The following is a 12110-nucleotide window of genomic DNA, read 5'->3' on the forward strand; positions in this document are numbered from 1 at the left end:
CTCACCGTTGATCCAGCGGGATGATGGAGCGTGCCACCACACCACCCGTGTGCCGTAACTCTGGATGGGCCGGCCACGGCACAGATGGATCACGCAGGGTGGTCCACTCAGCGGCTCGTGCAGCATGGGCCGCAAGCGCTCCCACCACCAAGTTGGGGCTGGACACCCGCCCCGCCAGGATCGCGGCAACAACATCATCCAGGGCAACGCGCGCGCCGATGATTTCTGATTCCTCGTCCGAGCGTTCGTGGCGCTGGCCCTCGGGGACCGGGTGCAGGCCCCGTGCCAGGAACACCCGGATGGACTCAGCCGATGACCCCGGGCTGTTGTGAAAGTCAGCCAGAACCCACAGTTCATCTGCTTCCAAGTCAGCTTCTTCCGCCAACTCCCGCCGGGCGGTGACCTCCGGACGTTCACCTTCAACATCCAGGATTCCAGCGGGAATCTCCCACTGAGTCATTCCCACCGGGTGCCGGTACTGACGGATCAGGTGCACACGGTCCTGATCGTCAAGAGCCACCACCGTGACGGCCCCCGGATGGGTGATGAAATCACGAGTCATCCGGGGCCCGCCGTCGCTGAGTTCAAACTGTTCCGCGCGCACGTCCCAGATCCGTCCCGTGTAAACGGTCTCCGCACTCAGCACGTGCCGGGGCTCCACGGCATCCGCCAGGTCAGCAGAAGTCAGCTCCGTGAAGTCCATGGTTCAGTCCTGTCCCGGGTGGGCAGCGCGGGCAGTCTTGCGGTCCAAGGCAGCGTTGACCAGTCCGCGGAACAGCGGATGGGAGCGGGTGGGCCGGGAGAGGTATTCGGGGTGGGCCTGCGTGGAGACGTAGTACGGGTGGACGTCCGCGGGAAGTTCCACGAACTCCACCAGGTTGCCGTCCGGGGAGGTGCCACCAAAGACCAGACCGGCGTCTTCCAGCTGCTCACGGTAAGCGTTGTTGACCTCGTACCGGTGGCGGTGTCGCTCTTGGACCTCAGCGGCGCCGTAGGCTGCAGCAACCACGGAGCCCTCCTTCAGCGCAGCCGGGTACAACCCCAGACGCATGGTGCCACCCAAATCGCCTGCCCCTTCCACAAATGCCTTCTGCTCTTCCATGGTGGCAATCACCGGGGTGGAGGTTTCGGGGTCGAACTCGGTGGAGGATGCCTCCGGCAATCCAGCCATGTTCCGGGCGTACTCCATGACCATGCACTGCAGGCCCAGGCACAACCCCAGCGTGGGCAGCCCCGTGGTCCGCGCGAACTTCAGCGCACCGAGCTTGCCTTCCAAACCGCGGATGCCGAACCCACCTGGTACGCAGATGGCATCCACATCACCCAGTTCGCGGGCGGCGCCTTCGGGAGTTTCGCAGAGGTCAGAGGCCACCCATTTGATCTTCACGCGGGTGTTGTTGTCGAATCCCCCGGCGCGCAGCGCCTCAGACACGGACAGGTACGCATCCGGCAGGTCAATGTACTTACCCACCAAACCCACAGTCACATGGTGCGCGGGCTCGTGAACGGCGGAGAGCAGGCGGTCCCACTGCTGGAAATCAGCCTCCCCGTAGCCGATCCCGAACCAGTCCAGGATGTAGGAATCCAGGTTCTGGGAGTGCAGCGTCTTGGGAATGTTGTAGATCGACGGCGCATCGGCACAGGAGATCACGGCGTCGACGTCGACGTCGCAGGCATCCCCCACCTTCTTGCGCATGCCCTCCGGGACTTCGCGGTCGCACCGCAGCACCAGAGCATCCGGCTGGATGCCTAGGTTTCGCAGGGCAGCCACGGAGTGCTGGGTGGGTTTGGTCTTGAGCTCCCCGGACGGACCGATGAACGGGATCAGGGAGACGTGCAGGTAAAACACGTTCTTGCGGCCAATGTCCCGGCGGATCTGACGGGCGGCCTCAATGAACGGCTGGGATTCGATGTCACCCACCGTGCCACCGATCTCCGTGATGATGATGTCCGGAGCTTCCTCGCCCTCCGGCGGATGATCGGCATGCCAACGCATCCGGGCTTTGAGTTCATCCGTGATGTGCGGGATGACCTGCACGGTTTGACCCAGGTATTCGCCGCGGCGCTCCTTGGCAATCACCGTGGAGTAGACCTGGCCGGTGGTCACATTGGAGGAGGCATCAAGGTTCTCGTCCAGGAACCGTTCGTAGTGACCAATGTCCAGATCTGTCTCAGCACCGTCGTCGGTGACAAAAACTTCACCGTGCTGAAAAGGGTTCATGGTGCCGGGATCCACGTTGAGGTAGGGATCCAGCTTCTGCATGGTGACCTTCAAGCCGCGGGCTTTGAGGATCATGCCCAGTGATGATGCCGTCAGTCCCTTACCCAAGGACGAGGCAACACCTCCCGTGACAAAAATCTGGCGGGTGACCTTTGCGGGGGCTGAGGTCTCGGTCTGCGTCTGGCCTGCCGTCTGGGCGGCGTCGTTTGCGTTCACCACGGGATTCGAGCCTATCACTGGGAGGGTATGGATCGTTAAGGAAAAACAAGGATCAGGGTTGTGATGCCGGTAGCACTGCCGCCTCCAACAACTCTTGGGCGTGATCGCGGGCGGCTTGCGAGTTCTGGTGGCCGGCCAGCATGCGCGCCAGCTCCACCACCCGTTCATCCGGCTCAAGCACACGGACATCAGAAACGGTGGAATCGGAACTCTTGGACACCAAAATGTGCTGATCGGCAAACGCTGCCACTTGCGGGAGATGCGTGACCACCAGCACTTGCACGTGCTGGGCCAGCATTTTCAGCCGCCGCCCGATCTCCACAGCAGCCTTGCCACCCACGCCAGAGTCGACTTCATCGAACACAAACGTGGGCACGGGATCCACGGCGGCCAGCACCACTTCCAGCGCCAGCATCAAGCGGGACAGCTCACCACCGGAGGCCCCCTTGCCCAGGGGACGAGGGGTGGCTTCCGCGTGGGAGCGCAGTAGGAACTCCACCCGATCACGGCCGTGACGGTCAAAAGACTCGGTGGGCGTCACGGTGACCACCAGCGCAGCATTGGGCATGGCAAGTGCGGCCAGCTCCGTGCTCACCGCCTGGCACAGTTCCCGTGCGGCAGCCTGTCTGCGGTCCGTCAGAGCCAGCGCCTGCGCTTGGAGTTCAAGACCCAATTCAGCCCGACGTTCAGCCAGTTCTTCCTCCCGGTGCGGGTCCTCCACCAGGGTGCCCAAACGCTGCCGGGCGGTGTGCGCAAACTCCAGAACACCTTGGATGTCTGCGCCATAGGTTCGGGTCAGCGAGCGCAAGGCAGCACGCCGCGACTCCACCTGCGCCAACCGCGCGGGAGCATCCTCGTCCAACCCGGAGGCGTACCCGGAGAGATCGGCCGCAACATCGTTGACCAGTACCGCCAACTCACGTACTCGGCGGGCCAGCTCCGCCAGTTCGGGATCGGCCTCCGCTTCTTGGTCCAAGGCCTGTTGAGCACCCGCTATCAAAACGACGGCGGCCGGCGCCTCCGCGTCCATCTCACCTCCGCTGAGGGTGGCGTGAGCCGTGGTGGCCGCCGTGCGCAGGGCCTCCACGTGGGTGAGCTTGTGCGACTCGGCATCCAGTTCGACGTCTTCCCCGGGCTGGGGGTCCACGGTGTCTATTTCCTCCAACGCCATCTGGAGGCTTTGGGCTTCCAGCGCGCGTTCGCGCACTTTCTCCCGGATCTCGCGCAGTTGCCCAGACACTTCTTCAAACTCGGACAGGGTCTGCCGGTAGGTACTCAGGAGGTGCGGGAAATCGCCAGCCAGTTGCGGAGAATCACCGGCCGCGTGCACCGTGGCGTAAGTGTCCAGGGCATGGCGTTGGGCAGCTGCGGAGGTCAGACGCAGTTGATCGGATTGCCCGTGGACCGCCACCAGGGTTTCGCCCACCTCACTGAGTCGTGCCACGGGCGCGCTGCGTCCGCCCACGTGGGCACGTGATCGTCCACTGGCGGCCACGGTACGGCTCAATTGCAGCGTGGCCGTGTCCGCTGTGGAATCGGCGGATGCTTCCCGGTCCACGTCACCGCCTGCATCCTCCACCAGCTGGACGGCCCGATGGGTGGCCGGAACGTTCACCACGGCTTCGGCCAAGGCTTTTTCCGCACCGCTACGCACCGCGCCCGCGTCACTACGGTCACCCAGCAGCATGCCCAGTGCGGTGACCACCATGGTCTTACCGGCGCCGGTCTCACCGGAGAGGATGCTCAACCCAGGGCCCAGTGGCAGCACGGCGTCCGTGATCACCCCGAGGTCACGGATGTGGATTTCTTCGATCACGGATGCTCACCGCCGCCCTGGCCTACGACGTCGTCGTAGGGGTCCGGGGAAATCTCACGACCCACCGGAATGCGCTGCCCTTCCACCGGCGGTGAGGCGTAGGAGGGTTGACGGATCGGTAGCGCTGAGGTGGGTGGACCCGAATCCACCACGTCCCCGCGCGGGCCACGCCACCCCACCGTGGGCAGTTCAAACTTGCGGACCAGACGTTCGGAGAACGGCGTGAGGTGCATCCGCGCCAAGGACACCGGGCGCGATGAGCGCGTAACCTCAATGCGAGATCCCGGGGGAAGATCCACGGTGCGTCGGCCATCGCACCACAGCACCCCGCGGGCATCCGTTCTGGTCAGCACCTCAACGGCCATCATGGAGGTGGGCGAAACCACCAGCGGGCGGGAGAACAGTGCGTGGGCGGAGAGCGGAACCATCAGCAGGGCCTCCACCTCCGGCCACACCACGGGTCCACCAGCAGAAAAGGCGTAGGCGGTGGAGCCGGTGGGGGTAGCCAGGATGACGCCGTCGCAGCCAAAACTGGAGATGGGGCGGCGGTCAATTTCGGTGACCACCTCCAGCATCTTTTCCCGGTCGCCCTTTTCAATGGAGGCTTCATTCAGCGCCCAGGTGTGGAGTACCTTCTTGCCGTCCTGCCACACCACCACGTCAAGGGCCATGCGGTCCTCCACGGTGTAGCGCCCACCGACCACGGCATCCACGGTCTCCCCCAAGCCTGCACGCTCGGATTCAGCCAGGAAGCCCACGTGGCCCAAATTGACCCCCAGCAACGGAACATCCACGTCACGGATCAGTTCGGCGGCGCGCAAGATGGAACCGTCCCCACCCAGCACCATGACCAGTTCCAGGTCTTGGAGGTCGCAGTCGGCAGGTAGCAGGTCCACGGCAGGCATGGACTCCCCGTTGGTGGCATCCGCCAGGGCGCGGCGATCATCTTCCGTCAGCACGGGGCGCAGCCCGGCGTCGTGCAGCTGTTGAACGGTCTGTTCGGCCGCCAGCCGAGCTTCGGCACGGCCCATGTGGGCCAGGACCAACACCCGGCGAGCGGTCCGCGCTGTGCGCTGGTGGCCCGCCCGGGACGTGTCTTGACTCATGGGCTCCAGCCTACGTGCTCCGGGGGACACCACAGGTTCAACCGCGCTCCACCAGCTGTAGCCACAGGAAGAATTCATGATTGCCGTCCTGCCCCGGCAAGGGCGAACGCAACTCGCCACGCTTCACCAGGCCCACCCGTTCGGCCGCTGCCAGCACCCCGTCCACAGCCTCACGGCGCTGCTCCTCACTGGTCACAACCCCCGTGCGGCCCAGGCGTTCAGCACCCACCTCAAACTGCGGTTTGACCATCAGAATCAGATCGCCGCCGGGTTTCGTGGCCCGGGCCAAGGGCTCCACCACCAAGGTGAGGGAGATGAAGGACAAATCGCACACGGTCAGCTCGGCCGGACCTCCGATGGAGGCAGGGTCCAGGTGCCGCACATTGACGCCCTCGAACACGTGCACTCGCGGGTCCCGGCGCAGCTGATCCACCAGCTGCCCGTGCCCCACGTCCACGGCCGCCACCTCACCGGCACCGCGCCGCAGCAAAACATCCGTGAATCCGCCTGTGGAAGCACCGGCGTCCAAACATCGCTTGTCAGCCACGGAAATTTCGGTGAAAGCATCCAGCGCACCGGCCAGTTTGTGCCCGGCGCGGCTGACATATTCGGGCCCCTCAGAGGGGCGAACGGCGACCATCTGATCGGCGGTGACTTTCACGGCACCCTTGGTCATCACGACGCCGCCCACCTCCACCCGCCCTTCACCAATCCACTGCGCGGCTTGGGTTCGGGACCGGGCCAACCCGCGCTCCACCAGGACACGGTCCAGGCGGGCTGCTGCACCCCGACGGTGGTCCTCAGTCATGGTGGTGATCCTCAGCCATGGTGCAGGGGCACCACGTTGGCGGGAACCACGTTCACGGGAGCGTCCAACACAGCGGTCAGCTTGTCATGTGCAGCTTGATAGGCCGCCGGATGATCTTGGACAGGTGCCTGTGCCAGGTCCTCCAGATCGGCCAGGACGGCATCCGCGCCGCTGTGCCCCGTCGGTTGAAACGGTGTGGAGAACACGGGCTGCACCGCACGCTCCGCATCGTCGGCGTGCGCTCCGCCTTCCACTCCCGCAGCGTGCGCTCCCCCTTCCGCCGAGATCATGGTTTCTCCCAGTGAATCTCCGGAACCCCAGCCTGCGTCACCTCCGGGTGGAGGCTCCACCACGCGGCGCAGGCTGCCCGCCACGCGTTCAGATCCTCCGGTGTCCCGTCAATGGTGATCCCATCCGCACCGGCCCGCGCAGATGCTTGACCGCAGGTGGCACTCACCGTGGCAGAGGCGTCGTCGTCGTGGTTCGCAGCGGAGACGGAGGTGTCAGTACCGGGTAGCGGGTCGAAAAGCTCGGCCAACGTGCCCACCACCATGTCAGGACGCTGCTCCGTGACCGCCCCCAGGATACTCTCCGGAGTGTCCACACCCGTCAGAACCGCGACGGTGGCGAATCCCGCGCGGTTGCCACCCAGAATGTCCGTGTCCAGTCGGTCCCCGATCACCACCGGATTGACCGCCTTCACACGCTGGGCACCGGCCCTGAAAATGGGCGCCTCGGGTTTACCCGCAACAAGGGGCTTGCGGCCGGTGGCTGCGGCCACGGCAGCAACCAGCGTGCCATTTCCGGGGGCAATACCGCGCGCCTGCGGAATGGAAGTATCCGTGTTCGTGGCCACCCACAGAACATCCGGATCAGCCAGCACAAAAGCCGCCTCCGCCAAGTCCCTCCAGCCCAGCGATGGGTCGAAACCCTGAACCACTGCCTGCGGCCGGTCCTCCTGCGAACGGACGGGTTCCAGACCGGCGTCGCGCACAATGTCGGCCAACGCCTGCGAGCCCGTGATCATCACCCGCGCCCCCGGTTCCAGGTGCTCGGTCAGCACACCTGCCGCAGCCTGGGCAGAGCTGATGACCTGATCGCCGCTGGTCTCCACACCCAGTTCGCTGAGATGTTCGGCCACTTGATCCACCGAACGGGAAGCATTGTTGGTCACGTACATCACCGGCACACCCAGTGCTTTGACCTGCTCCAGCGCCTCCGGAGCACCCGGGATGGCGTGCGGTCCGGCGTAGACCACGCCGTCCAGGTCGGAGAGCACCGCGTCAAACTGGTCGATGAGCCGATCACTTGTCATCGGGTTCTCCCGCTTCAGCTTGATCATCGTCCGTTGCGGCAGCTTGATCGTCCTCAGCCACCGGAGCTTGATCGTCTTCCTCAGCCTGGTCGGTGTCCTCGGACTCCGGTACGGCGTGGTCCCCATCCAGCGTTATGCCCTCGGCAGGTTCGGGCTCCTCCCCCACCAGATCAAAGATTTCGGGGTCGCTGAACTGCCCCAGTCCCAGTGCGGCCTCGGCCACCACAGCCTGGCGGTCCCAGGCTGTGGCCTCCCGGTCGCGGTTCACCCCGCGCAGCGCCTCCGCGTACGCGCGGAACAGCCGCGGGCTGTAGGAAAACCCGCGGTTGCGGTCCAGCTGGGGAATCTCCAGCGCCTTCAGTGACCCGCTCAGATCGCCTTGGTCCCGCCGCAATCCAGCGACGACGATCGCCAACTCCACCTTGGCGTTCACCTCCAAGTTCTCCGCCGCGTCAGAGGTGGCAAGCTCCAGAGCTTTCTCCGGTTTGCCCAGTGCACGCTCACAGTCCACCATCAGCGGCAGGTGCGAGTCATCGCCGGTCATACGGCGGTAGGTGCGAAACTCCTTCAGCGCCTCGTGGAACTCTTCGTTTTCATAGGCTGCCACTGCGGCAGCCTCTCGGACCGCTGCCACCCTGCCCGCGCGGCTGACTGCATAGCGGGCGTGCTTCAGCGCGAACTCCGGGTCGTCATAGATGTAGCGCCCCACCATCACCAAATGCTTGGACACCGACTCCGCGTTGGTGGCTTCCAAGGAGCGAATCTGGTGCTGAGTGACCCGATCCAGCTCCTCACCCGTCACGTCCTCATCGAGCTCAGGAGCGGGGACACGCGGTTTGCGTTCGGCGTCGTCCCGGAAGCGGTCCTGGGTGCGGCGATCATCGTGGCGCTCCGGACCCCGACCCCTCTGGTCGTCGCGGCGATCATGACGCCGGTCATCACGGGCGCCGTCACGTCGGTCATTCCCTTGGTTGCTGCGGCGATCATCCCGCCGCTTGTCGCCGTAGGACTCACGCCCATCACCGCCGTCTCGACGCCCGAACCGTTCGGTCCGACGTTCGTCACGGCGCCCTGATTCCCAGCGGCTGCGGGAGTCTGGTTTACCACCGTCGCGGCCACCCTGGCGCGGCTGCCAGCGCTCGCCGCCCTCCCGGCGTCCAGCGCCCGGGCGGTCATCGCTCCGATAGTTGCGGCCCTCCCCGCGGTTCTCGTAACGACCCTCTCCTCGGGCTTGGTCTCGGTTGCCCCGATAGCCGCCGGCTTCCCGGCCCTCGCGGTCGCCGCGGTAACTCCGGTCATCGCGGTTTTTGCGGTAGCTGCCGTCATCGCGGTTGTTGCGATCATCGCTCCGGTAGCTGCCACGATTCTCCCGGCGATCACCGCGGTCCTGAGACCGATCATCCCGGCGATACCCCCCACGGTCATCGCGGTTGACTCGCTGGTAGCCGCCCCGAGAGTCGCGGCCCCTGTCACGGTCGCCACCACGGTAGCCGCCGCGTTGATCGCGGCTTTCAGACCCACCCTGTCGGCGATTGTCGCCGCGGTCGTCCCGCCGATAGCCCCCTCGGTTGTCATCACGGCGGTAGCTTCCGCGGCTGTCATCACGGTCACCCCGCCTGTAGCCGCCACGGTCGTCACGGGAAGATCCTCCGCGGCCGTCACGGTTGGCGCCATCTGCGCTGTCGTGACCTCTACGATCATCACGCTGGGACCCGCCACGATCATCGCGCCGGAAACCCCCACGGTTCTCACCGCGGCCCTCGCCGCGATAACCGCCCCGATCGTTGCGCCCAGAGCCCCCGCGTCGGTCGTTGCGATCGTTCCGATCGTTGCGGTCCGTGCGCCCATCGGAGCGCCCCCCGCGGTTACGCTGCCCACCGGAGGCGCCATCGGAGGAACGTCGGTAGCCACCTCGATCATTCGTGCGGTGGTTACCACGGCCGCCGTCGCCAGCGGAACGGCGATACCCACCGGTGCGTTCGCCGTCGCGTCCGTTGCGGTCCTGGGATCCCTGGGAAGGGGAATCGGACATGTCACTCCTCATCGTGCCGCGCAGAGCGGCTGAAAGTCTCTATGTGCACAAGGCATGTGATCGCCCGGTAGGTCCATGACGCCAACTACCGGGCGCAGTGCAATTGGTTCAGTCTACAAGCCGGGGTAGTTCAGGTGTGGCGTGTCCAAAGCAGACCGGGCCGTTCAGGGTCGCCCCACCACTCGCACCCCGCTGGGAGAACCACATCACTGTGTGAACCCACGGCACCTCTTTTGCGATTACGGGTCCAGACGCTCATGATCTATTCATGCTGAAGCGCATCTTTGCCCCTCTCCTGACCCGGGTGATCGCCGCGATCATCCTGGGAATCCTGTGCGGCCTGTTCTTCCCGGAAGGACTCGCCCGTGTTTTCACCACTTTCAATGGCTTGTTCAGTAATTTCTTGGGATTCATCATTCCAGTGCTGATTCTTGCCTTGGTGGCACCAGCCATTGCCGATCTTGGCCGCGGTGCCGGGCGTTGGCTCCTCATCACAGCCGCAATAGCCTATGCCTCAACCATCGTGGCCGGCTTCCTTGCCTACGGGACAGCGACGGCGTTGTTCCCCACCTTGCTGGGTGAACGCAGCTTGGGCTCACTGACCGACCCGTCAGAGCACTCGCTCACCCCGTATTTCCAGGTGGAGATGCCGGCGCCCATGGAGATCATGACTGCGCTGCTACTGGCCTTCTGTGTGGGTGTGGGAATCACCTTGATCAAGGGCGACACCCTCCACAAGGGTCTGGAGGAACTGCGCAACATCATTATGAAAATCGTGATCTCGGTGATCATCCCCCTTCTGCCCATCTACATTTTTGGAGCATTTTTGGGTCTGACCATGAACGGTCAGATCGGCACCGTGATCAACACCTTCATTCGCGTGGTGTTGGTCGCGTTTGTGCTGACCATCCTGTATTTGATTCTGCAGTACTCCATTGCAGGTGCTATTGCCGGCCGCAACCCCTTCAAGCTGCTGCGCAACATGCTGCCGGCCTACTTCACGGCTCTGGGGACGTCATCCTCCGCTGCAACCATTCCCGTGACCCTGCAATGCACGCTGAAGAACGGTGTGCGGCAAGACGTTGCCGGGTTCACCATCCCCCTGTGTGCCACGATTCACTTGGCTGGTTCCACGCTGAAGATCGTGCTCTTCAGCGTTGCCGTCATGATGTTCATGGGCCGCGATATTGATCCCGGAACCTACGTTGGTTTCATCTTCATGCTTGGCATCACCATGGTGGCTGCACCGGGCGTACCAGGCGGCGCCATCATGGCAGCCGTGGGACTCCTGGGCTCCATGCTCGGCTTTGACGACACCATGATTTCCATCATGATCGCCACCTACGTTGCCATCGACTCGTTTGGCACCGCGTGCAACGTCACCGGTGACGGCGCCATTGCCGTGGCCATCAACAAGCTCTACGGACGACGCGAAGAGCAGCTGGAAACCGCACCGGAGCCGCAGCCACAAGTCTCCTGATGCGCAAAACCGCCCGTAGCCCGACCTGATAGCAAAAGACTGAGGGGGTGGTGTTCTGGTGCTGATTCACAGCGCCAGAACACCACCCCCTCAGTCATGAGTACATGGTTCGCGGTAATACGGTCACCGCCGGTTGTCACCTGGTTCCCCACCCTGTTGGTTGGTTTCCCATCCTGTTGTTGGTCCCCCACCGTACTGCGAGATCACCGCCCAGCTCATGGGAACTCGACACGATCATGGGAAACCGAAGCCCTGAGATGAGAAACCCCACCACCAGGCAGCCCCAAACACACCGGCGCCCCCCCCCACCCACCGGGTAACACCTGGCTACAACAAAGAACGTCGGCGCTGCGGGCTCCATCTCTGGTCAGAGAACGCGCCCCCAACACCGACGTTCCTGCAATTCTGTGTTAACAGACCCCCGTCTGGCTCTCGGGTAGGACCACTACCCACCTCACCCACACAGAAAAAGAGGGTTATACGCCTAAACGTGTGTAGCGCAGGCCCCTGGATCCCAACCAGCAGTAGGGCAACACCAGCATTGACATGCTTTGAGAGCATGTCAGGTGCCCCCTTCCACGAAACAGACCCACCTGTGGTGTATGCGCCCGCCCCCTGGTCAAAAGCGGCATCACCACCGCTGGTTCCACCGGCTACCGGTGCATACCCTGTGGCTAACCCGCAAGCCGTGCGCAGTTTGATACCCCATCAGCCCTGATGGGGTATCAAACTGCGCACGGCTTGCGAGGGTTAGGTGTCTACGGAAGCTGGGAAGGCACGGTGGAATCAGGTTCTCCGCCACCACGACCACAGCACACGCAACGAGAGGAACAGATCAGGCCAGTGCTCTACAACACCGGATTCAGCCCCGAAAACGGCAACCCCTTCCAACACGACTGGGCAGGACGCCGGCACCCATAACACACCCGGGATTTACACACATTTTGGCGTATAACCCGAAAAAAGCACGCACCCTATAAGGACGTACACATCATGAAGAAAACAAACAAAAAGAAAGAGGGGGGTGGGGTGATCAACCATCACAGTCAATCACCCCACCCCCCTCCAGGGTGTGGTTTGCGGCGGTGTCTTACTCTCCCACACCCTCACGAG

At 63.9% G+C, this 12110-nt stretch carries 10 protein-coding genes; 1 reads left to right on the plus strand and 9 read right to left on the minus strand.

Features of this window, described 5'->3' with window-relative positions; all coding sequences use genetic code 11:
• Nucleotide 1 precedes the first annotated feature (1 nt).
• The 9 genes from Q4G32_RS12130 to Q4G32_RS12170 are packed head-to-tail and all read right to left on the minus strand — an operon-like array spanning nucleotide 2 to nucleotide 9456.
• On the minus strand, nucleotides 2-703 hold the full coding sequence (locus Q4G32_RS12130) for an NUDIX domain-containing protein (RefSeq protein ID WP_303351738.1): 702 nt from the start codon (nucleotides 701-703) through the stop codon (nucleotides 2-4).
• A 3-nt stretch (nucleotides 704-706) separates the two neighbouring features.
• A complete protein-coding gene (locus Q4G32_RS12135) occupies nucleotides 707-2440 on the minus strand; it encodes a CTP synthase (protein WP_303351740.1) in 1734 nt (577 codons plus the stop codon).
• A 52-nt stretch (nucleotides 2441-2492) separates the two neighbouring features.
• Entirely contained in the window at nucleotides 2493-4256 is a 1764-nt protein-coding gene (gene recN, locus Q4G32_RS12140) for a DNA repair protein RecN (RefSeq protein WP_303351742.1), read from the minus strand.
• Entirely contained in the window at nucleotides 4253-5362 is a 1110-nt protein-coding gene (locus Q4G32_RS12145) for an NAD kinase (RefSeq protein WP_303351744.1), read from the minus strand. Before Q4G32_RS12145 ends, recN begins: the two co-directional genes overlap by 4 nt.
• 37 nt (nucleotides 5363-5399) lie before the next feature.
• The gene (locus Q4G32_RS12150; RefSeq protein ID WP_303351746.1) at nucleotides 5400-6170 is read right to left on the minus strand and encodes a TlyA family RNA methyltransferase; all 771 of its coding nucleotides are present in this window, start codon (nucleotides 6168-6170) and stop codon (nucleotides 5400-5402) included.
• 11 nt (nucleotides 6171-6181) lie between these two features.
• Nucleotides 6182-6460, minus strand: a complete 279-nt coding sequence (locus Q4G32_RS12155; protein ID WP_303351748.1) for a hypothetical protein — start codon at nucleotides 6458-6460, stop codon at nucleotides 6182-6184.
• On the minus strand, nucleotides 6457-7485 hold the full coding sequence (locus Q4G32_RS12160; protein ID WP_303351750.1) for an HAD-IIA family hydrolase: 1029 nt from the start codon (nucleotides 7483-7485) through the stop codon (nucleotides 6457-6459). Before Q4G32_RS12160 ends, Q4G32_RS12155 begins: the two co-directional genes overlap by 4 nt.
• Nucleotides 7475-8287 carry a hypothetical protein gene (locus Q4G32_RS12165; protein ID WP_303351751.1) on the minus strand — a complete coding sequence of 271 codons (813 nt, stop codon included), beginning with the start codon at nucleotides 8285-8287 and terminating at the stop codon, nucleotides 7475-7477. Before Q4G32_RS12165 ends, Q4G32_RS12160 begins: the two co-directional genes overlap by 11 nt.
• Entirely contained in the window at nucleotides 8284-9456 is a 1173-nt protein-coding gene (locus Q4G32_RS12170) for a hypothetical protein (RefSeq protein WP_303351752.1), read from the minus strand. The genes Q4G32_RS12165 and Q4G32_RS12170 overlap by 4 nt, the downstream gene beginning before the upstream one ends.
• Before the next feature lie 329 nt (nucleotides 9457-9785).
• On the opposite strand from Q4G32_RS12170, the gene Q4G32_RS12175 reads away from it, so the two are divergent.
• Nucleotides 9786-10997 (plus strand): dicarboxylate/amino acid:cation symporter, encoded by a 1212-nt coding sequence (locus Q4G32_RS12175; protein ID WP_303351754.1) that lies wholly within the window; start codon nucleotides 9786-9788, stop codon nucleotides 10995-10997.
• Nucleotides 10998-12110 lie beyond the last annotated feature (1113 nt).

The organism is Kocuria sp., assembly GCF_030538595.1.
Taxonomy (GTDB): domain Bacteria; phylum Actinomycetota; class Actinomycetes; order Actinomycetales; family Micrococcaceae; genus Kocuria.